The 23,094-nt window shown below is 74.9% G+C and carries 20 protein-coding genes; 13 read left to right on the forward strand and 7 right to left on the reverse strand.

The annotated features are described in order from the left end of the window. Positions 1–136 precede the first annotated feature (136 nt). From AB0D44_RS12950 to AB0D44_RS12960, 3 genes are read left to right on the forward strand one after another with little or no spacing between them, the layout of a single operon-like run. A complete protein-coding gene (locus tag AB0D44_RS12950) occupies positions 137–1,486 on the forward strand; it encodes a discoidin domain-containing protein (RefSeq protein ID WP_362588772.1) in 1,350 nt (449 codons plus the stop codon). Beyond that, on the forward strand, positions 1,486–2,745 hold the full coding sequence (locus AB0D44_RS12955) for an MFS transporter (RefSeq protein ID WP_362588775.1): 1,260 nt from the start codon (positions 1,486–1,488) through the stop codon (positions 2,743–2,745). Before AB0D44_RS12950 ends, AB0D44_RS12955 begins: the two co-directional genes overlap by 1 nt. Further along, entirely contained in the window at positions 2,742–3,713 is a 972-nt protein-coding gene (locus AB0D44_RS12960) for a hypothetical protein (RefSeq protein ID WP_362588778.1), read from the forward strand. The genes AB0D44_RS12955 and AB0D44_RS12960 overlap by 4 nt, the downstream gene beginning before the upstream one ends. A gap of 47 nt (positions 3,714–3,760) precedes the next feature. Here AB0D44_RS12960 and AB0D44_RS12965 read toward each other — a convergent pair whose 3' ends face one another. Both AB0D44_RS12965 and AB0D44_RS12970 read right to left on the reverse strand, forming a co-directional pair. Continuing rightward, positions 3,761–4,417 carry an ABC transporter gene (locus AB0D44_RS12965; protein ID WP_362588781.1) on the reverse strand — a complete coding sequence of 219 codons (657 nt, stop codon included), beginning with the start codon at positions 4,415–4,417 and terminating at the stop codon, positions 3,761–3,763. Then, entirely contained in the window at positions 4,414–5,223 is an 810-nt protein-coding gene (locus AB0D44_RS12970; protein WP_362588858.1) for an ATP-binding cassette domain-containing protein, read from the reverse strand. The genes AB0D44_RS12965 and AB0D44_RS12970 overlap by 4 nt, the downstream gene beginning before the upstream one ends. A gap of 130 nt (positions 5,224–5,353) precedes the next feature. On the opposite strand from AB0D44_RS12970, the gene AB0D44_RS12975 reads away from it, so the two are divergent. The 5 genes from AB0D44_RS12975 (at position 5,354) to AB0D44_RS12995 (ending at position 11,259) form a co-directional block, all read left to right on the forward strand. Further along, positions 5,354–6,106, forward strand: coding sequence for a peptidyl-tRNA hydrolase (locus tag AB0D44_RS12975; RefSeq protein ID WP_362588784.1), 753 nt, complete (start codon positions 5,354–5,356; stop codon positions 6,104–6,106). Positions 6,107–6,245: 139 nt separating this feature from the next. Further along, a complete protein-coding gene (locus AB0D44_RS12980) occupies positions 6,246–7,526 on the forward strand; it encodes a DUF692 domain-containing protein (RefSeq protein WP_362588861.1) in 1,281 nt (426 codons plus the stop codon). Beyond that, the gene (locus tag AB0D44_RS12985) at positions 7,523–8,560 is read left to right on the forward strand and encodes a TIGR04222 domain-containing membrane protein (protein WP_362588787.1); all 1,038 of its coding nucleotides are present in this window, start codon (positions 7,523–7,525) and stop codon (positions 8,558–8,560) included. The genes AB0D44_RS12980 and AB0D44_RS12985 overlap by 4 nt, the downstream gene beginning before the upstream one ends. A 54-nt stretch (positions 8,561–8,614) precedes the next feature. Beyond that, on the forward strand, positions 8,615–9,400 hold the full coding sequence (locus AB0D44_RS12990) for a TIGR04222 domain-containing membrane protein (protein WP_362588790.1): 786 nt from the start codon (positions 8,615–8,617) through the stop codon (positions 9,398–9,400). Between the two features lie 86 nt (positions 9,401–9,486). Then, positions 9,487–11,259: an alpha/beta hydrolase gene (locus tag AB0D44_RS12995; RefSeq protein WP_362588793.1), complete on the forward strand. Its 1,773-nt coding sequence runs from the start codon at positions 9,487–9,489 to the stop codon at positions 11,257–11,259. Between the two features lie 112 nt (positions 11,260–11,371). On the opposite strand, the gene hemQ is transcribed toward AB0D44_RS12995, so the two are convergent. Further along, positions 11,372–12,085, reverse strand: a complete 714-nt coding sequence (gene hemQ / locus AB0D44_RS13000; protein WP_362588796.1) for a hydrogen peroxide-dependent heme synthase — start codon at positions 12,083–12,085, stop codon at positions 11,372–11,374. Between the two features lie 4 nt (positions 12,086–12,089). Next, the gene (hemG, locus tag AB0D44_RS13005) at positions 12,090–13,553 is read right to left on the reverse strand and encodes a protoporphyrinogen oxidase (RefSeq protein ID WP_362588799.1); all 1,464 of its coding nucleotides are present in this window, start codon (positions 13,551–13,553) and stop codon (positions 12,090–12,092) included. A 165-nt stretch (positions 13,554–13,718) separates the two neighbouring features. On the opposite strand from hemG, the gene AB0D44_RS13010 reads away from it, so the two are divergent. Next, entirely contained in the window at positions 13,719–14,723 is a 1,005-nt protein-coding gene (locus AB0D44_RS13010) for a DUF4349 domain-containing protein (protein ID WP_362588802.1), read from the forward strand. Between the two features lie 62 nt (positions 14,724–14,785). After that, positions 14,786–16,171 carry an FAD-dependent oxidoreductase gene (locus AB0D44_RS13015; RefSeq protein ID WP_362588805.1) on the forward strand — a complete coding sequence of 462 codons (1,386 nt, stop codon included), beginning with the start codon at positions 14,786–14,788 and terminating at the stop codon, positions 16,169–16,171. A gap of 76 nt (positions 16,172–16,247) precedes the next feature. Here AB0D44_RS13015 and AB0D44_RS13020 read toward each other — a convergent pair whose 3' ends face one another. Together AB0D44_RS13020 and hemE are read right to left on the reverse strand one after the other, a co-directional pair. After that, entirely contained in the window at positions 16,248–17,432 is a 1,185-nt protein-coding gene (locus tag AB0D44_RS13020) for a GDSL-type esterase/lipase family protein (RefSeq protein WP_362588808.1), read from the reverse strand. 93 nt (positions 17,433–17,525) lie between these two features. Beyond that, positions 17,526–18,590: a uroporphyrinogen decarboxylase gene (gene hemE / locus AB0D44_RS13025; protein WP_362588811.1), complete on the reverse strand. Its 1,065-nt coding sequence runs from the start codon at positions 18,588–18,590 to the stop codon at positions 17,526–17,528. A gap of 91 nt (positions 18,591–18,681) precedes the next feature. Between hemE and AB0D44_RS13030 the strand changes: the two genes are divergently transcribed. The 3 genes from AB0D44_RS13030 to AB0D44_RS13040 all read left to right on the forward strand — a co-directional run bounded on the left by AB0D44_RS13030 (position 18,682) and on the right by AB0D44_RS13040 (position 21,685). Then, a complete protein-coding gene (locus AB0D44_RS13030) occupies positions 18,682–19,338 on the forward strand; it encodes a DUF3000 domain-containing protein (protein ID WP_362588814.1) in 657 nt (218 codons plus the stop codon). Between the two features lie 264 nt (positions 19,339–19,602). Then, entirely contained in the window at positions 19,603–20,265 is a 663-nt protein-coding gene (locus AB0D44_RS13035; protein ID WP_069922445.1) for a response regulator transcription factor, read from the forward strand. Positions 20,266–20,401: 136 nt separating this feature from the next. After that, positions 20,402–21,685: a ribonuclease D gene (locus AB0D44_RS13040; protein ID WP_362588817.1), complete on the forward strand. Its 1,284-nt coding sequence runs from the start codon at positions 20,402–20,404 to the stop codon at positions 21,683–21,685. Between the two features lie 54 nt (positions 21,686–21,739). Here AB0D44_RS13040 and AB0D44_RS13045 read toward each other — a convergent pair whose 3' ends face one another. Next, the gene (locus AB0D44_RS13045; protein ID WP_362588819.1) at positions 21,740–22,915 is read right to left on the reverse strand and encodes an alpha/beta fold hydrolase; all 1,176 of its coding nucleotides are present in this window, start codon (positions 22,913–22,915) and stop codon (positions 21,740–21,742) included. Positions 22,916–23,094 lie beyond the last annotated feature (179 nt).

A 23,094-nucleotide genomic window follows, 5' to 3' on the forward strand; every position in this document is an offset into this window, starting at 1 on the left:
CCCCATGGGCATGACGCGCTCAGCGAGAGCTCTGACCCGGCCGCCGTGCAACGCCCCCTGCCCGTTCGCGGGCCGAAGTGCGCTGCTCCGCGCCAGAGTCCAGCTCTCGCCGCCCCCAAGGCCAGGGAGTCCAGGCATGTACCTGAACGCTTCCGCTCCGCCCCCCTCTTTCCGCAGCAGGCTCCACACCCTCCTCCTCACCGGCACCGCCGTACTCGTCCTCGTCGGCGGGCTCCTTCTCGCCTGGCCCGAACGGGCCGGTGCCGCCGCCGACCCCCTCATATCGCGCGGGAAGCCGGCCACGGCGTCCTCCGTCGAAACCTCGTCCCTGGGCGCGAAGAACGCCTTCGACGGCGACCCGGCCACCCGCTGGGCCAGCGCCGAGGGCAAGGACCCGCAGTGGATCCGGGTCGACCTCGGGTCCACCGCCGCCGTCTCGCGGGTGAGGCTCACCTGGGAGGCCGCCTACGCCAAGGCCTACCGGGTCGAGATCTCCGCCGACGGCGCCTCCTGGACCCCGCTCGCCACGGAGGCCGCGGGCAACGGCGGCGTGGACGACTGGACCGGCCTCTCCGGCAAGGGCCGGTACCTGCGCGTCTACGGAACCGCCCGCGGCACGACCTACGGCTACTCGCTGTTCGAGACCGAGGTGTACGGCACCCTCGACGGCGGACCGCCGCCCGGCGGCGCCTTCACGGTGGTCGCGGCCGGCGACATCGCCGCGCAGTGCACGGCCTCCGACAGCGGCTGCGCGCACCCCAGGACCGCCGCGCTCGCCCAGCGGATCGACCCGAAGTTCTATCTGACGATGGGCGACAACCAGTACGACGACGCCCGGCTCTCCGACTTCCGGAACTACTACGACAAGAGCTGGGGCGCCTTCAAGGCCAAGACCCGGCCGGTGCCGGGCAACCACGAGACGTACGACCCGGCCGGCTCCCTCGCCGGGTACAAGGCCTACTTCGGAAGCATCGCCTTCCCGCAGGGCAAGAGCTGGTACAGCTACGACGAGGGCAACTGGCACTTCGTCGCCCTCGATTCCAACGCCTTCGACCAGGCCGCCCAGACCGACTGGCTCAAGGCCGATCTCGCCGCCACCGCCAAGCCGTGCGTCGCCGCCTACTGGCACCACCCCCTGTTCTCCTCGGGCGGGCACGGCAACGACCCGGTCTCCAAGCCGGTGTGGAAGATCCTGTACGCCGCCAAGGCCGACCTCGTCCTGAACGGCCACGACCACCACTACGAGCGGTTCGCCCCGCAGGACCCCGACGGCAGGGCCACCGCCGACGGGATCGTGGAGGTCGTCGGCGGGATGGGCGGCGCCGAGCCCTACCCTATCGAGGAGGTCCAGCCGAACAGCCAGAAGCGGATCAGCGGCCCGTACGGCGTGGTGAAGCTGGAGTTCACCGACTCCGGCTACGGGTGGACGTACGTCGCCACCGACGGCCAGGTCAAGGACACCAGCCCGAAGTACAGCTGTCACTGATGTACCTGGCCGCCCACGGCCGCCCGGACGCGCCGCCCCGCACCCCGGGGGCCCGGCGGCGCGTCCCCGCCGCCGTCCTCGCGCTCGGCACGGTCAGCCTGGTCACCGACGTCTCCTCGGAGATGGTCACCGCGGTGCTGCCGCTCTACCTCGTCCTCGGGCTCGGCCTCTCACCCCTCCAGTTCGGCTTCCTCGACGGCATGTTCCAGGGCGCGACCGCGCTCGTACGGCTGCTCGGCGGACGCCTCGCCGACCGCGGCGGCCGCCACAAGCGCGTCGCCGGGACCGGCTACCTGCTCTCCGCACTGTCCCGGCTCGGGCTGCTCCTCGCCGGGGGCGCGACCGCCGGGATCGCCGCCGCGCTCGCCGCCGACCGGCTCGGCAAGGGCATCCGCACCGCCCCGCGCGACGCGCTGATCTCCCTCAGCGGGCCGCCGGAGGCACTCGGCCGGTCGTTCGGCGTCCACCGCGCCATGGACACCACCGGCGCCGTCCTCGGCCCGCTCGCCGCTTTCGCCGTGCTGGCGGCCACCGCCGACGCCTACGACGCGGTGTTCGCGGTCAGCTTCTGCGTGGGCCTGCTCGGTGTGCTCCTGCTCGTCGTGTACGTCCCGGCGGCCCCCGCGGGAGCGGCCCGGCCCACGACTCCGGCCCCGGCCCGGCCCGCCCCTGTCCCCAAGACCGCGGCCCTCCGCGACCCCGCCTTCCGCCGCGTCCTGTACGCCGCGGCCCTCCTCGGCGCCACCACCATCGGCGACGCCTTCCTGTACCTGCTGCTCCTGCGCGGACTCGACCTGCCGCCCGCCCTGTTCACGCTGCTGCCGCTCGGGGCCTGCGCCGTCTACCTCCTGCTCGCCGTCCCGGCGGGCCGGATCGCCGACCGGGCCGGGCGGCGGCCCGCCTTCCTGCTCGGGCACGGCGCCCTGCTCTGCGCGTACGCCGTGCTGCTGGCGCCCGTCTCCTGGCCGAGCGTCGTCGCCGTACTGGCCCTGCTGGGAGTCTTCTACGCCGGAACCGACGGCGTCCTGATGGCCCTCGCCGCGCCCCTGCTGCCCGCGCACGGCCGGGCGGGCGGCCTCGCCCTGCTGCAGAGCGGCCAGGCACTGGCCCGGCTCCTCGGCGCCGCCGGCTTCGGGGCGGCGTGGACCCTGTGGGGGCAGCGGCCGGCCCTGTGGGCGGCGGCCCTCGCACTGGCCGCGGCACTCGCGGCCGCCCGGCGCTTCCTGCCCGGCCCCGACCCCTCCCGGGAGCTCTCGTGAACCTCCGCCACGGGCGGCTGCGCCCCCTCCTCGTCCTCGCCGCCGTCCTCCTCCTCGCGGGCGGCTCGCTGGGCTACGTCCTGCACGCGAGGCACCGCGAACGCCCCGCCCCGCACAGCGCGGCCGACGCCTCCTTCAGCCTCGCGCAGCCCGGCCTCTACTTCCGCGACACGGCCACCGGGCGGGTCGCGCACCTGCCCGGGCCCGAGGCGCCCCGCGTGCCCGGCGGCCCCTCCTGCGACCGCTTCCACGCCGCCGGGGAACACGCCCTGTGCCTGCGCCTGCTGCCCGGCGCCCCGCCCCGCACCGAGGCCCTCGTGCTCGACCGGCAGCTGCGCGAGGTCCGCCGGGTGACCGTGCCCGGCATCCCCAACCGGGCCCGCGTCTCCGCCTCGGGGCAGCTGCTGTCCTGGACGGCCTTCACGACCGGAGACGCGTACAACACCTCCGCGTTCTCGACCCGGACCTCGATCCTGGACCTGCGCACCGGCTACCTGGTCAAGTCGATGGAGCAGATCCCGCTGACCGTGGACGGGGCCCGGTACCACGCTTCCGACGTCAACTACTGGGGCGTGAGCTTCGCCCGCGACGACAACCGCTTCTACGCCACCGTCTCCACCGGGGGCCGCACCCACCTCGTCGAGGGCGACCTGCGGAACTGGTCGGCGAAGGCGCTGCGCGAGAACGCCGAATGCCCCTCGCTCTCACCGGACGGCACCCGCGTCGCCTTCAAGAAGAAGGTCTCCGACGATCCCCGGGCACCCTGGCGGCTGTACGTGCTGGACCTGGCGACGATGCGCGAACACCCGCTGGCCGAGCCGCACAGCGTCGACGACCAGCCCGCCTGGCTGGACGACGCGACCGTCGGCTACGGCCTCGACGGCGACGTCCGCTCCGTCCCGGCGGACGGCACGGGACCGCCCCGCCTCCTGGCGCCGGGCGCCTCCTCGCCCGCGTTCCTCCACTGAACGGCCGCGGTGCGCACCGGTGAATCGGCCGCGGTGCGCACCGGCCCCTACGGGCCGCCCCGCCGCGCGGCAGCCAGGCAGGCCGCCGCCCCCGCCGCGCCAGCCAACAGCAGCGCGCCCGCCAGGGCGGTCAGCGGCAGCGGTACGGCGCCCGCGCGGGCCCCCGCGACCAGGGCGGACACCGCGCCGCGGGCCGGGGAGCCCGCGAGGACCAGGGCCAGCAGGGAACCGATGCTGCCCGCCGCCACGGCGTACCCCCGGCGCCGTACCAGGGGCCGGCTGCACAGCGCGCCCACGGCCGCGCCGGTCAGCGCGCACACCGCCACCGCCAGCGCCCCGGCCAGGGCCGCCCGGCCCGGGGCGGCTCCGGCCCGGTCGCCGAGGAACAGCGCCGCCGCGGCGGCCGCCGTCCCGGGAAGCAGCGCCCCGGCCAGCGCGGTGAGCAGGGCCGCCGCGTGCACCCGTAGTGGACCGCGGGCGGCTGCCGTGCAGGCGCGGGCCGCGTCGGGCTCGTGGGCCACGCAGATCCGCACCAGCCAGGCGGCGAGCGGGACCAGGCCGGCCGCCGCGTAGCCGAGGGAGTCCGCCACCGGGTCCCCGGGCCTGATGCCGATGGCCACGAAGGCGGCGTAGGCGGCCAGGGGCGCGAGCCAGCGCTGGGAGCGCAGCAGCAGCGCGCACTGGTAACGGAGCAGTGCGGTCACGGCAGTTCCTCCACGGCGCGGATGTGCCAGGGCGGCCGGGCGGTGAGCAGGTCCCGCAGGACGGTGTCGGAGCGGGCTGCGTCCACGGTCAGCAGGACGCCGCCGTCAGGGGCGGGCTGCGCGGCCAGTCCGGGGGGCGGCGTGCTGCCGGGCGGGCCGGACGCGTGGATCCGTACGCGGGGCCCGTGCGTCGCGGCCGTCGGCAGGACGGCGGCCCCCTCGATCCGGTAGCGGGCGTCGGTGGCGGCGGCGAGCCGCCGCGGATCGTGGTCGACGAACACCACGACGGCGCCGGCGGCGGTGCGTTCGGTCACGGCGAGGTCCAGCTCCGCCCGGGCGGCGCAGTCCAGTCCGGTCCAGGCTTCGTCGAGGACGAGCAGCTGCGGTTCGCCGAGCAGCGCCTGGGCGACGGCCACCTTCTGGCTGCTGCCCTTGGACAGTTCGGCCAGCGGGGTGCGCGCGTACGCGGCCGCGCCGAGCCGCTCCAGCCACGCCCCCGCCCGGCGGACCGCCTCGGCGCGCCGCAGTCCGTGGATCCGGCCCAGGTGGGTCAGGTAGGCCGTGGCGTCCAGGGGCAGCGCCGCCGGGAAGCGTTCGGGCACGTAGGCGGTGCGGCGCGGACGGCCCCGGACGCGGCCCTCGGTCGGGGTGTCGATGCCGGCGACGAGCCTGAGCAGCGTGGACTTCCCGCCGCCGTTGCCGCCCTCGATCCGCACGAGGGCGCCGGGCGGCAGGTCCAGGGTGACCCCGCGCAGGACCCAGGGCCGGCGCGGGCCGTGGCGCCGGCCCACGCCGGTCAGGTTCAGTGGGCCGCCTCCGTCCCGGTGAGCTCGCTCGGGGGCACGATGGCAAGGTCGCTCTTCATGGCTGTGATCCTCGCCCGGCCCGGACCCCCGCGGCATCATCCTGAGGGGGGAGGCTGGCATCCTTGGCGGGATGAGCAGCCAGCACACGCACGACGCCACAGACGTACCCGCGGTCGGCGCGGACAGCCCCTTCCGGCGGGAGCACGCGCTGCGCGACGAGGCCCCGCAGTTCGTCCTGCCGCTGGTGGTGCGGATCGAGAAGGCCGAGCCGCCGGCGCGGACGGACGCCCTGGAGACGGCGGCCCGCGCCGTGCTGGTCCTGCTGACCGACGAGCGGTCGCGGGGCGAGGGCGAGTGGGCGGGGGCGGTGCGCGACTGGCAGGACGCGCGGATCCGCAAGGTGGTCCGGCGGGCGCGCGGGGCGGAGTGGCGCAAGGCCGGCGCCCTGCCGGGTGTCACGGTGCACGGTGACACCTCGGAGGTACGGGTGTTCCCGCCGGTGCCCCTGGACGGCTGGCCCAAGGAGCTGGCCAAGCTCCAGGTGTCGGGCACCGACCTGGACGACCCCGAGCCGGTCGCCGCCGTCACCGAGCCGGACCTGCCCGTGCTGTGGCTCAACCCCGCCCTCGACATGTCGGCCGGCAAGGCGATGGCCCAGGCCGGGCACGCGGCGCAGCTGGCCTGGTGGGAGCTGACGGAAGCGGAGCGCGGCGGGTGGCAGGCCTGCGGTTTCCGGCTGGCCGTGCGGACGGCTCCGCGCGAGCGGTGGGCGGAACTGAGCGGCAGCGGACTGCCGGTGGTCCGCGACGCAGGCTTCACGGAGATCGCACCCGGCAGCGCGACGGTGGTGGCCGACCACCCGGCGCTGCGCGCGCGGCTCTGACGGACCTCCGGGTCCGCGGGAACCTCAAATGTTGCTCTGAACGTCCCTCCTCCGCGGTTGGCCGGACTCCGCCGGGGCCATCACATCGGCACACGGTGCATGGAACCGTGCTGAAAGGGGGGCGAGGGACATGAAGCCCATGGCACACCTGGGGGTGGGCGTCGGCTGGCGGCCCGAGATCGCGGACGCGGTCGAGCGGCTGCCCGGCCTGGACTGGGTCGAGGTGGTGGCCGAGAACGTCTGCCCGGGCCATCTGCCCGACTCGCTGCTGAGGCTGCGCGAGCGCGGCGTCCGCGTGGTGCCGCACGGGGTCTCACTGGGCCTCGGCGGCGCGGACCGGCCGGACCCGCAGAAGCTGGCGGCGCTCGGGGAGCGGGCGGTGGCGCTGGGGGCGCCGCTGGTCAGCGAGCACATCGCCTTCGTCCGCAGCTCTTCGCCCGCGCTCGAGGCCGGCCACCTGTTGCCGGTGCCGCGCACGCGCGACGCGCTGGACGTGCTGTGCGAGAACGTGCGCATCGCGCAGGACGCGCTGCCCGTGCCGCTGGCGCTGGAGAACATCGCCGCGCTGTTCTCCTGGCCGGACGAGGAGCTGACGGAGGGGCAGTTCCTGACGGAGCTGGTCGAGCGGACCGGCGTGCGGCTGCTCATCGACGTGGCCAACCTGCACACCAACCGGGTCAACCGGGGCGAGGACCCGGCCGCCGTACTGGACGCGGTCCCGCTGGAGGCACTGGCGTACGTCCACGTGGCCGGCGGCGTCGAACGGGGCGGTGTCTGGCACGACACCCACGCGCACCCGGTGCCGCCGGCCGTCCTCGACCTGCTGGCCGCGCTCCGCTCCCGGGTGGACCCGCCGGGCGTCCTGCTGGAGCGGGACGACGACTTCCCGCCGGAGCCGGAACTGGCGGCCGAGCTGGCCGCGATCCGCGCGGTCGTGGCGGCCGGGCCGGAGCTCCCCGCGGAGCCGCGGCCCGCGGCCGCGGCGGACGCCCCGCACGCGCAGCCGGACGAGGCCGCGCGGACCCGGCTGGGGCTCGGGCAGGCGGCGCTGCTGTCGGCGCTGGTGGCCGGGACTCCGGTCCCCGAGGGCTTCGACCGGCAGCGGATCCGGGTGCAGTCCCGGGCCCTGGCCGCCAAGCGGGCCGATGTGGTGGCCCGGCTGGCTCCCGAGCTGCCCGAGGTCCTGGGCGGCGGGGAGCCGTACCGTACGGCCTTCCTCGCCTACGCCAAGGGCCGCCCGATGACCGCCGGATACCGCCGGGACGCGCTGGACTTCGCCGAGCACCTGCTGATCCAGGACCTGCCGGCCGACCCGGCCGCCCGGCGCCGGCTCACCGTGTGGTGGCGGGACCGGGCCGGGGCGCGGCCGCCCCGCCGGGTCGTGCGCTGGGCCCGCGCCCTCGTGGGGAGGGCGGCGTGAACCTGCTCGCCCTGGCGATCTGGATCGCCGTCGCCGCGTCCAGCGGGCTGCTGGCCCTCGGCCTGTACCGGTCCCGGCCCCGGTCGACCGGTCCAGCGCCGGTCCTCCACGACCTGTCCGAGGCCGCGTTCATGGCGGGCGGGCCGGGCGCCGTCGTGGACACCGCCCTCGTCTCGATGCTGGGGGACGGCCGCCTGATGGCCGGGGGCCCGGGCATCGTCCACGTACGCCCCGGGGCGCGGGCGGCCGACCCGGCGGAGCGCGCCGTCCTGCAGGCCCACCGCGGCGCGCCCTCGGGATGGCTCTACCAGGTGCGGTACGCCGCCATGCTCGACCCGGCCGTCCAGGAGACCGGGGACGCGCTGGCGGCCCGCGGGCTGCTCTCGCCGCCCGGCTGGGGGCGGACCTGGCGGCGCTGGGGCCTGACCCAGGCCGTGGTGTGCGGATTCCTGGTGCCGATGTCGCTGCCGCTGACCTTCGTCGCGTTCGCCCTGGAGCCGGACGGGCAGGTGCCGTTCATCGCCAAGGTGCTTCCCGTCCTGCTCGGCGGAATCATCGTGGGCGCGCTGTGCGCCGCGGCGGCCAAGCGGCGGATCACCCCGGCGGGGCGGCGGGCGCTGCGCGAGATCCGCTCCCACTACGTCAACGACCGGACCCCGCACGTGCAGACCGCGCTGTTCGGGCTGCGCGGCCTGCGCGACCCCTTCCTGCGGGCCCAGCTGGTGCCCGCCGCACGCGGCACGCGCCTGGCCGCGGCCCAGTCGGGGTCACGGCCCGCGCACCGCTCCGCCTCCTCGTCCGGGTCCTCCACCGAGATGCTGCCGATGCTGTGGTGCGCCGGGAGCGACGGGGGCGGCTCCGGGTCCTCCTGCGGAGGGGGCTCCGGCTGCGGAAGCGGCAGTTCGAGCTGCTCGGGCGGGGGTTCCAGCTGCTCCGGAGGCAGTTCCGGCGGTTCGGGCTGCAGCAGTTCGTCCGGTTCCAGCTGTTCCAGCAGCTCGTCCGGTTCCAGCTGTTCCAGCAGCTCCAGCTCCTGAGTTCCTACAGACGCCCCCTCGACCGGGCATATCAAACGCCTATAGAACTCACCCATGTTCTGGGTCCTGTTCCTCCTCGTGGCCTGGGCCGGGGTGCTGACGTCCTGCACCCTGCTGCTCAGGGCCGCCTCCCGTGCGGCGGAGCCGCCCGCCGGCGCCGCCGCGCCGTACCACCACCACGAGCTGAACCTGTACGAGGCCGCGTACCTCGCCGGCGGCCCGGGCCGGGTGGCCGACCTGACGCTGCTGTCCATGCACCGTCAGCGCCGGCTGCTGCTGGCCCACACCGGCTGGGCGACCGTCCTCGACCCGGTCGGCCGCGACGCGCACGAGCGGTCCGTCCTCGGGGCGTTCGGTCCCGACGGCCAGTCCCCGGTGCCGGACCTGCGGTCCGCGGTGGCGGCGGGCGACGCGGTACGGGCCCTCGCCGAGCGGCTGGGCGAAGCGGGCCTGGCCCCGCCCGCCGATGCCGCGCTCGGCGTCGGCGAGGGGGTCCGGGCGGTCCGCGCCGCCACCCTGCTGGTCCTCGCGATGGCCGGGGCCGCCCTCGCGGCCCCCACGGGCGGGAGCACGACGACCATCGTCCTGGGCTGGTTCGCCCTGCCGCTGCTGCTGGGCGCCGGCTGCCTGGCCATCGCCCGCTTCGAGACGCACCCGTACTCCCGCTGGGCCTCCCCCGCGGGGCAGCGGCTGCTCCACGCGCTGGAACGCGAGCGGGCCGCGGGCGAACCGCTGACCGCTGCGGCCGTGCGCGGGACGCGCGCGGTCGCCGAGCCCGAGCTGCGGGCGGCGCTGCGGTGCGGCAACCGGGGACGGATCCCGGGGCAACGGGGCCATTGAGGACGACACCACCCGCCGATCCTTTACTTCCGCCCGGCGCCCTGGTCATCTCATCGGACCAACGCCGCCGGGGAGAAGGGGCCGCCATGCGGACGACGCCCGCACGTCACGCAGCCGCAGCGGCAGCCCTCGCCCTGATGGCCACCGCCGTCACCGCCGCCACCGCCTTCGCGGCCACCGCAGGCACCGCAGGCACCGCAGGCACCGCAGGGACCGCAGGGACCGCAGGCACCGCAGGCACCGCAGGCACCGCAGGCACCAACGTCACCATCGTTACCGCCATCACCACCGCTGCCACCGCTTCCTCCCCCGCGCCGGCGGCAGCGGCCCCCGACGCCGAGTCGGCCGGCGCCGCACTCGCCGCCCGCCGTGCCGCCGCCTCCGGCCTGGACTTCCGTACGTGCCCCGCCGTCGAGGCACTGCCCGACCCGGTGCGCTGCGCGGTCCTGCGCGTCCCGCTCGACTACGCCCGTCCCGACGGCCCGCAGATCTCCCTCACCGTCAGCCGGGTGCCGGCGAGCCGCGCCGGCGGCGCCGCCCGGCAGGGCGCGCTCGTCCACAACCCCGGCGGCCCCGGCGCCTCCGGCATGTACTTCCCGCTGCTCGCCCCGCTCCCCGCGTGGCGGCGCATCGCAGCCGCCTACGACCTCGTCGGTTACGCCCCGCGCGGCGTCGGCCGCTCCGCCCCGCTGTCCTGCCAGGACCCGGCCGCCCGCTCCACGGGCCCCACCCAGGTCCCGGTCCGCCCCTCCCCCGCGGACAAGGAGCGGCGCCGCGCCGCCGCCCGGGCGTACGCCCGCGGCTGCGCCGAGCGGGCCGGCGCCGCCCTGCGGCACTACACGACGCTGAACAACGTGCGCGACCTGCACGTGCTGCGCGCCGCGCTCGGCGAGGAGGGGCTGACCTTCGCGGGCGCCTCGTACGGCACCTACCTGGGCGCGGTCTACGCCACCCTGTATCCGGGCCACGTCCGCCGCATGGTGCTGGACTCGGCGGTCAACCCCGACCCGGCCCGCGTCTGGTACCGCAACAACCTCGACCAGGCCCCGGCGTTCGAGCGCCGCTGGTACGACTTCCGGTCCTGGGTCGCCCGCCACCACGCCGCGTACGGCCTCGGCAGCACCCCGGCTGCCGTGCAGGCGAGCTACGACCGGGTCCGGGAGGCGTTGGCCCGTACTCCGGCGGGCGGCAACATCGGCACCGGTGAGCTGCACGCGGCGTACCTCGAGACGGCCTACCGCGACGAGGTCTGGCCGGAGCGGGCGGCGGCCCTGGCGGCCTTCCTGCGCGGCGATCCCGAGCCGCTGACCGGCCAGGCGGCCCCGGACCCGGCGGCGGCCACCGAGGCGGAGAACGCGACGGCCGTCTACACGGCGGTGCTGTGCAACGACGCGTCCTGGCCCGAGGACTGGGAGACCTGGGACCGCGACCACACCGCGCTGGCTCGCACGGCCCCCTTCGAGACCTGGTCCAACGGCTTCCTGAACCTGCCCTGCGCCTCCTGGCCGGTGGCGGCCCGGCAGCGGCCGGTGGCGGTCGGTGGCGCCCCCTCGTCCCGGCTGCCCCGCACCCTGGTCGTCGCGGCGGAACGGGACGGGGCGACCCCGTACGCGGGCGCGCTGGAGCTCCAGCGGCGGCTCGGCGCCGAGGCCGCGCTGGTCACGGAGATGGGGGCCGGCAGCCACGGAGTCTTCGGCGGACGCAATGACTGCGTGGACCGTCACGTGGAGCGGTATCTGCTGACAGGTGACACCTCGGGGTGGCGTGTCACGTGTGCGCCGCATCCGGAGCCCGCACCGGTGTCGCTGGACGACCGGGCAGCACGTGCCCTCGGGGCAGTGCTGCCGCCAGTCGTCTGAACTTCCGGGCGGGGTCTCCGGCTGCGTCGTTTCGGGGGCAGGGCCTCCCGATCCGCCGGAGGCCGCTCTTGTGTCACGAGCGGTGCTCCGGCCCTTCCCCCCAGGGGAGGTATCAGGCGAGCCCGGCCACCAGATCGGCGACGGACTTGCGGCGTCCGGTGTAGAAGGGCACCTCTTCACGGACGTGCATACGGGCCTCGGAGGCACGCAGGTGACGCATGAGGTCGACGATGCGGTAGAGCTCGTCGGCCTCGAAGGCCAGCAGCCACTCGTAGTCGCCCAGGGAGAACGAGGCGACGGTGTTGGCGCGCACGTCGGGGAAACCGCGGGCCATCTTGCCGTGGTCGGCGAGCATGCGGCGACGGTCCTCGTCCGGCAGCAGGTACCAGTCGTAACTGCGCACGAAGGGGTACACGCTGACGTAGTCGCGGGCGACCTCGTCGGCCAGGAAGGCCGGGATGTGCGACTTGTTGAACTCGGCCGGGCGGTGCAGGGCCATGTTCGACCAGACCGGCTCCAGGGCGCGGCCCAGCTTCGTGCGGCGGAACAGGTTGTACGCGGTCTGCAGCTCGTCCGCGGTCTCCGCGTGCCACCAGATCATGATGTCCGCGTCGGCGCGCAGGCCGGAGACGTCATAGGTGCCGCGGACGGTGATGTCCTTGGCGGCCAGCTGGTCGAACAGCTCCTGGACCTCGTCGGCGTAGCCGGCGCGGTCCTCCGGGAGGACGTCCTTCAGCTTGAAGACGGACCACAGGGTGTAGCGGATGACCTCGTTGAGGTCCTTCGCCTTCTTCCCCGCGTTGGGAATCTTCTCTGGTGCAGTCATGTGCCTATTGTCCCGTGTGCTGATCAGTGGTCTGCGCCAGGGGTGCCGAACCGGCGGCGAAGGCGGCGAGCACCGCGTCCACGGCCCGGTCGGCGCCGGCGATGCACGCCGGGATGCCCACACCGTCGTACAGCGCGCCGCACACCGCCAGGCCCGGCAGGGCGGCGACGGCCGTGCGGATCCGGGCCACCCGGCCGAGGTGGCCGACCGGGTACTGGGGCAGCCCGCCGTCCCAGCGGGTGACGGTGGAGGCCACCGGCCGGGCCGCGAGGCCCACGGCCGCGCCGAGGTCGGCGAGCGAGACGTCGACGAGTTCGGCGTCGTCGCGCACGAGGTCCTTCTCGTCGCCGTGGCGGCCGACGGAGGTGCGCAGCAGGAACAGCTCCGGATCGGTCCCGGCCCAGGCCCACTTGTTGCTGGAGAAGGTGGAGGCCTTGATGGTCCGTCCGTCGACGGGCGGTACGAGGAACCCGCTCGCGCCGCCCCCGGTGATGGCGGCCGGCAGGTCGGAGCGGCGGAAGGCCATGGTGATCAGCGCCATGGAGGCGTACTCGACCCCGCGCAGCTCCGCCGCGGCGGCCGGGGCGAGCCCGTCGAGCAGCCGGGCGGCGGGACCGGCGGGGGTCGCCAGGATCACGCCGTCGGCCTCGATGACCTCCGCGTCGGCCACGACCCGCCAGCCCTCGGGGGTGCGCAGGACCTCGCGGACCGGGCTCGTGGTGGCGATCCGCGCCCCGGCCGCGCGGCAGGCCTCGGCCACCGCGACCGGGAGCCGGCCGATCCCGCCCTCGATGCCGGCGAAGACCGGCCCGGCCGTCGGGGACTGGGCCTGCGCCAGGCGCTGCAGTTCCCGCACCCCCTCGCCCAGCAGGGCGTGCGTACGGGCGGCCTCGAAGAGCTGGGGCACGGCGGCCCGCATGGAGATGCGGTAGGCGTTGCCCGCGTACACCCCGCCGAGCAGCGGTTCCACGAGCCGGTCGACGACCTCGGGGCCCATCCTGGCGGCCACGTACGCGCCGACGGCGACGTCCTCGCCGACCTCGGCGGGCGCCAGCGCGTGCTCGGCCTCGATCCGGGCCAGGCCCTCGGGGGAGAGCACGCCGGACGCGGCGAGCGGCCCGAGGTCCCCGGGGACGCCCATGACGTGCCCCCGCGGCATCGGCCGCAGCGCGCCGCGGGTCCACAGGTGGGCGGTGGCGGTGGCGGGCGGCTGGAGGGCCCCGCCGAGGCCCACGGCCTTGGCGAGGTCCACGGCTTCGGGGCGGCGGGCCAGCACGGATTCGGCGCCGAGGTCCACGGGGGCGCCGGCGAGCTCCCCGGACCGCAGTTTGCCGCCGAGCCGCGGGCCGGCCTCCAGCAGCGTGACGCGGACGCCCTCGGCGAGCAGCCTGTGGGCCGCCGCCAGGCCCGCGATGCCGCCGCCGATGACGACGACGTGCCGGGTCCGGCCGGGGCGATCCGTACGCATGTCCGCTTCGTGCATGGACACATCGTCTCAGACCGATCACCGGCCGCGCGCCGAGGCCGGACCGTGACCGCATCGGGACCGGCCCGGAACCGCCGAGGTGAAACCCGCGACGGGACCCTGTACGTCGAAACGGCAACACCAGCCGAAACTCGGGGGTTTGACACGATGCATCGCTCTGCGGCGGGCCTGGCGGCCGCCCTCTTCCTGGCCGGGGCGCTCACGCTCACCGGCTGCGGCGCCTCCGGCGAGAGCCGGGGCAGCGCGAACGACACGGCGGCGGTCGCACCCGCCCAGGACCACAAGGCCCCGGAGGGTGCGAAGGGGGCCGCCGCGGCCCCCGCCCCGGCGGCGTCCGGCGCCGTCTCCGCCGACCGGAGCGGGCAGCAGCCGGTCGCCGTCCGCCCGAACGTGATCCGCACGGCGACGCTCGGCATCGAGACGCAGGACGTGCAGAAGACCCTCGCCGCGGCCCGCACCGCGGCCGACGGGGCCGGCGGCTACGTCGGCAACGAGTCGACCAAACGCGGTGGGGACGGCCGGATGACCTCCACGCTCACCCTGCGGGTGCCGGGCGAGCGCTACGACGCGGTGCTCGGCGCCATGGAGGGCAGCGGCAAGCTCCTGCACCGCAAGGTCGAGGCGCAGGACGTCACCGAGAAGGTCGCCGACATCGGCAGCCGGGTGGCGTCCCAGCAGGCCAGCGTCGCCCGGGTGCGGGAGATGATGGGCAAGGCGTCGGCGCTGAGCGAGGTGGTGATGCTCGAGAGCGAGCTGAGCCGGCGCCAGTCCGACCTGGAGTCGCTGCTGGCGCAGCAGACGGCCCTGAAGGACCAGACCTCGCTGGGCACGATCACGCTGGAGGTCTCGGAGCCGCCCGCGGAGCCGGCGGCGCAGAAGGAGAAGGAGAAGGACCCGACGTTCCTGGGCGCCCTGGGCGGCGGCTGGGAGGTCTTCACGAGGATCGTGCGCTACCTGACGGTGGCGGTCGGCGCGCTGCTGCCGTTCGCGCTGGCGGCCGCGCTGGTGGGGCTCGGCTTCCGGCTGTACCGCCGGCTGCGTCCGGCGAAGCCGAAGACGGGCCCGACCCCGGCGGTCGCGGTCCCGGCGGCCCGTCCGGCGACTGCCCCGCCGCCGTCGCAGGACCCCGCCGAGGCCGACGCGCGCGACTGAACGCGCGTTCGCCCGTAGCGTGTTCACCATCCGGTGGGCGGCGGCGAAGGGGCGTGCGGACGATGGCGGCGGCAAGGGAACGACTGGTGGTGGTCGGCGGTGACGCGGCGGGCATGTCCGCCGCGTCACAGGCCCGGCGGCTCAAGGGCCCGGCGGAGCTGGAGATCGTCGCCTTCGAGCGCGGGCACTTCACCTCGTACTCCGCCTGCGGGATCCCGTACTGGGTGGGCGGCCTGGTGCCCGAGCGGGACGACCTGATCGCCCGCACCCCGCAGGAGCACCGGGCCCGGGACATCGACCTGCGCACCCGTACGGAGGTGGTGGAGCTCGACCTGCCCCGCTCCCGGGTCCGCGCCCGCGATCTGGACTCCGGAGCCGAATCCTGGACGGCCTACGACAAGCTCGTCCTGGCGACGGGCGCCCGACCGGTCCGCCCCGGGCTCCCCGGCATCGGCGCGCACGGGGTCCACGGCATCCAGACCCTGGACGACGGCCAGCGCCTGATGGACACCCTCGCGCGTGCGCAAGGGCGTCGGGCGGTCGTGGTCGGAGCGGGCTACATCGGTGTGGAGATGGCCGAGGCCCTGGTCGGGCGGGGGTACGAGGTGACCGTCCTGCACCGGGGCGAGCAGCCGATGGCCACCTTGGACCCGGACATGGGCGGCCTGGTGCACAGCGCGATGAACCGCATGGGGATCCGTACGGTCTCCCGCGCCGAGGTGACGAAGATCCTCACCGACGAGGAGGGCCGGGCCCGCGCGGTGGCCACGGCGGCGGGCGAGGAGTACCCGGCGGACGTGGTCGTGCTCGGCATCGGCGTGGAGCCCCGGACGGCCCTGGCCCGGGCCGCGGGCCTGCCGCTCGGCCCCTCGGGCGGCCTCCTCACGGACCTCTCGATGCGGGTCCGGGGCCACGAGAACATCTGGTCGGGCGGCGACTGCGTGGAGGTCCTGGACCTCGTCGCGGGCCGCACCCGGCACATCCCCCTCGGCACGCACGCCAACAAGCACGGCCAGGTCATCGGCTCGGGCGTGGGCGGCGGCTACGCGACCTTCCCCGGGGTCGTCGGCACGGCCGTCAGCAAGGTCTGCGAACTGGAGATCGCCCGTACGGGCCTGCGCGAGAAGGACGCGCTGGAGGCGGGGCTGCGGTTCGTCACGGCGACCATCACCTCCACCACGACGGCCGGTTACTACCCGGACGCGGCGGAGATGACGGTCAAGATGCTGGCGGAGCGCCGCACGGGCCGCCTGCTGGGGGTCCAGATCGTCGGCGGGGCGGGCTCCGCGAAGCGGGTGGACGTCGCGGCGGTCGCGCTCACGGCGGGCATGACGGTGGAACAGGTCGTCTCCCTGGACCTGGGCTACGCACCCCCCTTCTCCCCGGTCTGGGACCCGGTCCTGGTCGCGGCCCGCAAGGCCGTCTCCGCCGTGCGGGCCGCGGTCTAGGGCCGGCCCCGCGATCAGGCCGGATCGAGGCGGATCAGGCCCGATCAGGTCAGATCAGGGCGCGGACCAGGCCGGATCAGGGCGTCGGCCCGGCGAAGGGGCCGCCGTCGCCGAAGGCCCGCGCGGCGAAGCGTTCGCCGATGCGCCGGTGGGTGGCCGCGTCCGGGTGCAGATCGTCGGGCAGCGGCAGTTCGGCGGCGTCCTTCTCCCCGTAGAGCTCGCGGCCGTCGAGGTGGTGCAGGTGCGGGTCGTCGGCCGCCCGCTGCGCGACGAGGCGGGCCAGTTCCTCCCGGATGACGCGCAGCGTCAGCTTCCCGGCGGCCCGCTCCGCGGGGTCGCCGACCGCGCGGAACCGGAGCCTGCCCTCGGCGAGGCCGCTGAAGTCCGGGGCACTGGGACCGGGGGTGTCCTCGTGGATGGGGCACAGGATGGGGGAGACGACCAGCAGCGGAGTCGTCGGGTGGCCCTCGCGGATGGTGTCGAGGAAGCCGTGCACCGCGGGCCCGAAGGCGCGCAGGCGCATCAGGTCGGTGTTGACGAGGTTGATGCCGATCTTGACGCTGATCAGGTCCGCGGGGGCGTCGCGCAGGGCGCGGGCGGTGAACGGGTCGAGCAGGGCGTTGCCGCCCAGGCCCAGGTTGGTCAGTTCCACTCCGCCGAGCGAGGCGGCCAGCGCCGGCCAGGTGGTGCTGGGGCTCGCGGCGTCGGAGCCGTGGCTGATCGAACTGCCGTGGTGCACCCACTGCCTGCGGCCGGTCTCCGGCAGGGGTTCGACGGGGGCGTCGGTGCGCAGCGCGATCAGCTCGGTGATCTCGTTGTACGGCAGCCAGACCTCGACGTCCTTGAGGCGGTCCGGGAGGCCGGAGAACCGCACGGTGCCGGCCGGGCCGGGCCGGGTCTCCACGGAGCCGGTGACCATGTCCACCAGCAGGACGTTGCCGCCGCTCACCCGGCCCTGCCCGGCGGGTCGGCCGTCGACGAGCAGGTCGTAGAGGCCGTCGGGCCGGGGCGGGGCGCCCTGGTAGGCGAACTTCGAGCGGAGCGCGTCCAGTTCGACGGCGGTGGCCCGCGTGCGGAACGCCAGCCGTACGCCGGAGGGCTGGGCCTCGACCCTGGCCAGCTGCCCGTCGGCGAACTGGGCCCGGGCCCGGGCGGGCAACCGGTGCGGCAGCAGCCCGCGCCCGGTGCGCTCCACCTCCAGGGCTCCGCGCAGGAGGTCGGGGGTGAGGGGCGTGGTGATCCAGTGGGTTACCTGATTCATACACACACCCTGCCCAGCGCGTCCCCGGTCCACCAGCGGTTTCCCCGCGCGGGGCCGACCCGGCCGGGAGGTCCCGGCCGGCTAACCGTTCGCTCAGCGGGCCGTCTTGGTGTGGACGTAGTCCACCAGGCGGGTCAGGGCGTCCGGGTCCGTCGTCGGCAGGACGCCGTGGCCCAGGTTGAAGACGTGGCCCTCCAGGCCGGCCGCCGCGGCCAGGACCTCGTCCGTCTTGGCCTCCACGGCCTCGGGGGTGGAGAACAGCACGGCCGGGTCCAGGTTGCCCTGCAGGGCCTTGCCGGGGCCGACGCGGCGGACGGCCTCGTCCATCGGGATCCGCCAGTCGACGCCCATGACGTCCGCGCCGGCCTCGCCCATCAGGCCGAGGAGCTCTCCGGTACCCACGCCGAAGTGGATGCGGGGCACGCCGTACGAGGCCACCGACTCGAAGACCTTCGCCGACGCCGGCATCACCGAGCGGCGGTAGTCCGCCGGGGCGAGCGCGCCGACCCAGGAGTCGAAGAGCTGGACGGCGGAGACCCCGGCCTCGATCTGGACCTTCAGGAAGGCGGAGGTGATCTCGGCGAGGCGGTCCAGCAGGTCGGCCCACAGTTCCGGGTCGCCGTACATCAGGGCCTTGGTGTGCTCGTGGTTCTTCGAGGGGCCGCCCTCGACCAGGTAGCTCGCGAGGGTGAAAGGCGCACCCGCGAAACCGATCAACGGCGTGGAGCCCAGTTCACCCGTGAGCATGCCGATCGCCTCGGTGACGTACGGGACGTCCTCAGGGGTGAGGTCGCGCAGCTGTGCGAGGTCCTCGCGGCGGCGGATGGGCTGGGCGACGACCGGGCCGATGCCCGGCTTGATGTCCAGGTCGACCCCGATGGCCTTCAGCGGGACCACGATGTCGGAGAAGAAGATCGCCGCGTCCACCTTGTGGCGGCGCACCGGCTGCAGCGTGATCTCGGTGACCAGGTCGGGCCGCATGCACGACTCGAGCATCTGGGTCCCCTCGCGCACCTTGCGGTACTCGGGGAGCGAGCGCCCGGCCTGCCGCATGAACCACACCGGGGTGTGCGGCACCGGCTCCCGCCGGCACGCCTTCAGGAAGGCGGAATCGTACGTCTGACTCGGCTGGCCCGTCGGGCGGTCGTTGGCGCTCACGACCCGAATCTTCGCACGTATGAAGAGTTGTCCGGCCCGGTGCGGGTGTCCCTGCGCCGTACGGGCGCCCGTTCCGCCTAGTCTTCCCCGCATGGCTGCGGCTCAGGGACGATTTTCAGATGGCGCCGACGGTATGGACAGCGCGAAGGAGAGCTCCGTCCCGCTCCCGTTCCGGCGGGCGGTCGACGGCTTGAAGAAGGCGCGGCTGCGTCCGGGGATCGAGATCGACCCCACCAAACCGCCCCAGCGACTGGCGCCGTACGCCTACGCCCTGGAGGCGGCCGTCGTCGAGGGCGAGGACGACCTGGCCGACGGCCGGCTGATCCTGCTCCACGACCCGGCCGGGCACGAGGCCTGGCACGGGACCTTCCGGCTGGTGACGCTCGTACGGGCGGAACTCGAGCCGGAGATGGCCGCGGACCCGCTCCTGCCCGAGGTGTGCTGGTCCTGGCTGACGGGGGCGCTGGAGGCGCGCGGCCTGGCCTACGGGGAGGCCAGCGGGACCGTGACCATGGCGAGCTCGCACTACTTCGGCGGGCTCGCGGAGCGGCGCCCGGCCACGCAGATCGAGATCAGGGCCTCGTGGACGCCGCGCGAGGGCGTGGGCGGGGTCCCGGACACCTCGGCGCACCTGTCGGCGTGGTGCGAGCTGCTGTGCCAGATCGCGGGGCTGCCGCCGGTCGGGCCGACCGACAGCGTCACGGGCGTGGTCTCCCTGCCGCAGCGGCGCGGTCCGCACCACCCGTAGCCGCCCGGCCCGACGGCGCGCGAGGAGCGGGGAACATCCGGTCGAAGTCCTCGATGACGTGTCGGAACACGGCGTCCGTTGTGGGCTTCTGATCACCCTATGATCGATCGTGCGTCCGAATTGCCCGAATTGTTACTCACCAAATCGTGATCATTCCCTAAAGCCGGGCGGGTGACGTGCCGAAGGAGTCAGTGACCATCCGCACGGTTCGCACCGGCTTCCTTCCCCGAGCCGGCCGTCCCGCCACTCCCCCAGGAGGCCTAGGTGTCCGTTCTTCTCGAGCAGCCCGCAAGCCTGGTCGCCTACCGCCCGAACAAGCCGACGGCCATGGTCGTCGTGGCCGACCCGCGCGTGCGTTCCACCGTGACCCGCCATCTGTGGGCCCTCGGAGTACGTGACGTGATCGAGGCGTCGTCCATCGCGGAGGCCCGCCCCCGCGTCGGCAGCCCGCGCGACATTTGCGTGGCCGACGTACACCTGCCCGACGGTTCCGGTCTCACCCTGCTCTCCGAGACCCGCGCCGCGGGATGGCCCAACGGCCTGGCCCTGTCCGCCGCCGACGACATCGGCGCCGTGCGCAACGCCCTCGCGGGCGGAGTGAAGGGCTACGTCGTCACCGGCACGCGGACCAATATCGGGCTGCCCAGCCGGCCCGGCGCCGCCCCCATCGGCGCCGCCGCCGCCCGTATGCACCGCCGCCCCCCGGGTGCCCCGAGCCACCCGGGCGGCTACCGGGAGCTCTCCGGCCGCGAGGTCGAGGTCCTGCGCCTCGTCGCGGAGGGCCAGTCCAACAAGGCCATCGGCGTCTCGATGGGCCTGTCCGCCCTGACCGTCAAGTCCCACCTCGCCCGGATCGCCCGCAAGCTGGGCACCGGCGACCGGGCCGGGATGGTCGCCGTGGCCCTGCGGACCGGGATCATCCACTAGGACGCGTCCCGGCTCCGGGCCGGGGCTCCCGGGCGAATGCCGGGGAAACCCCGGGAAACGTCCGCCTTCCCTCCTCGCGCCCGTCGACGGATCGTTCCGGCGACGGGCGCGGCGCATCCACGGATACCCTTGACCGGTGACCGACGCCCAAGAGACCGCAGCAGACCTGCGCACCACCACCGGGGGCGGCCCCCCGGACGACGTCGTCAGTTCGTCCGATGGGCCGCCGATTCCGTTGCTCGAACCCCGCGAGGGGATCCCCCCGGTCGTCGCCGACGCCGAGGCCCTGGCCCGTGTGGTCGCGGCCTTCGCGGCCGGCACCGGCCCGGTGGCCGTCGACGCCGAGCGCGCCTCCGGGTACCGCTACGGCCAGCGCGCCTACCTGGTGCAGCTGCGGCGCGAGGGCGCGGGCTCCGCGCTCATCGACCCCGTGGGCTGCCCCGACCTCTCCGCACTCGGGGAGGCCCTGTCCGGCACCGAGTGGATCCTGCACGCCGCCAGCCAGGACCTGCCGTGCCTGCGCGAAATAGGCATGGTGCCCACCTCCCTGTTCGACACCGAGCTGGCCGGCCGCCTCGCCGGCTTCCCCCGGGTCGGACTGGGCGCGATGGTCGAGAGCGTGCTCGGCTACGCGCTGGAGAAGGGCCACTCCGCGGTCGACTGGTCGACCCGCCCGCTTCCCGAGCCGTGGCTGCGCTACGCCGCCCTGGACGTGGAGCTGCTGGTCGACCTGCGGGACGCCCTGGAGAAGGAGCTGGACCGGCAGGGCAAGCTGGAGTGGGCCCGCCAGGAGTTCGAGGCGATCGCCGCCGCACCGCCCGCGCCGCCGCGCAAGGACCCGTGGCGCCGCACCTCCGGCATGCACAAGGTGCGCCGCCGCCGGCAGATGGCGGTCGTACGGGAGCTGTGGGAGTCGCGGGACCGGATCGCGCAGCGGCGTGACGTGTCACCCGGCAAGGTGCTGGGCGACGCCGCGATCGTCGAGGCCGCCCTGGCCCTGCCGGCGAACGTGCAGACCCTGTCCGCCCTGCCCGGCTACGGGCAGCGCATGGGCCGGCGCCAGCTCGAGCAGTGGATGGCCGCCGTGGACCGGGCCAAGGCCCTGCCCGAGAACGAGCTGCCGCAGCCCGGCACCTCGCCGGCCGGTCCCCCGCCGCCGCGCTCCTGGGCCGACAAGGACCCGGCGGCCGCGGCCCGGCTGTCGGCGGCCCGCGCGGCCGTGTCGGCGCTCGCGGAGGCGCTGAACCTCCCCCAGGAGAACCTGATCACCCCCGACACGGTCCGCCGGCTGTGCTGGGAGCCGCCGCAGCGGCTCGAGGCGGACGCGGTGGCCGAGGCCCTGGCCGGCTACGGCGCCCGCCCGTGGCAGATCGAGCAGGTCACCGCCGCCCTGTTGACCGCCCTGGCGGCGACCGCCTGATCCCGCTCCACCACGCGCAGGCCCCCGGCTCCCCGCCGGGGGCCTGCGCGCGTCTCAGGGCGCGGAGGTGATGTTGCCGTCCTTGTCCATGAGGAAGCTGCCCTGGGTGTGCCCGTCGATCGCGGTGTGCTTGAGCCATTCGCGGGACAGGTGGTGGACGTGCTTGGACACCCGCTCCCACGGGATCTGATGACCGGCGCAGGCCACCTTGAACATCAGTTTCCTCGCGCCCGGAATGGTCTTGTAGAGCTCGGTGACGGAGAGGAAGGGCACGGTTCCCGGCGGACTGTTGACCGTCTTGTCGCGCTCCCCGTACGCGATCAGCACGGGCACCTTGTCACCGAGCACGCCGTGCAGCTTGGCCCCGGTCTTGTTCCAGCCCCACCAGAAGGGGTTCCGGTAGCGGAGCACCCCCTGCGGCGCCCCGGAGACGGTCGGACCCCAGGTGCGCCCCAGCGTGTCGCTTTCCATGATCGCGGCCCACACCTTGTCCTCGATGCCGTCGTCGCGCTGGCCGGGACAGCCCAGCTCCTTGGCCCAGGCGTCCGCGAAGCCCTTCCTGCTGAGGAGGTTCATCGGGAAGCCCCACGTCTCGACAGGAGTGGTGCGCGGCAGCCCGAGCGGCGGATCCCAGTTGGTCCCGCTCAGGGCGGCCGGGCCGTCCGGCGGGAAGACCGGCGCCAGGAGGAACAGGCTCGTCACGTTCTCCGGGTACTGGATGGCATAGGGACCGAACGCCTGCGCCGCGGCGGACCAGCCCAGGAGGGCGACCTTCTTCAGGTTGTGCCGCTTCTTGATGAACTCCACGACGGTGTGCACCTCGGACACGTCGCTGCGGGTGTCACCGAGCTGCCGGGGGTCCTGCACCGGGTCCGGTCCCGGCCCCGGCAGCGGGTGGCCGTCGTGGACGATGCCCTGCTGCTTGGGGTTGGCGTTGCGGGGGTCGTCCATCACCGGGGGCCGGTACGAGCGGCCGTGGCCCTGGAGGTCCATGGCGAAGACGTCGTAGCCCGCGTCGGCCAAGAACATCATCCAGTTGTACTTGCCCGTGCCGAAGTCGGCGCCGGGCAGCACCGGGATGCTGCGGCCATGCAAGATCAGCACCGCGGTGCGCTCCGCGGGGTTCTTCGTACCGTCGCGCTCGCGCACGAAGAGGTTGATGGTCTCCCCCTTGTTGACGGGGAGCTGGGAGACGTGGGGTACGGCGTGGTCGGTGGTGATGACATCCATGGCGGGCCCCTTTCGGTCCGCTCGGTCCGGTCGGGTCGCCGGAGAGCCGAGACCGGGCCAGGATCGGGAGGGGCGGCCTGCGACGGACCGTCGACGCGACCGTGCGGGACGGTGTTCGACCCGTTCGGGTAGCCCGGCGCGCTCCGATCGGACGGGCGCGCGCGGGGAGCGCACGGGGT

The sequence above is a fragment of the Streptomyces sp. NPDC048349 genome, from assembly GCF_040651925.1.
GTDB lineage: Bacteria > Actinomycetota > Actinomycetes > Streptomycetales > Streptomycetaceae > Streptomyces.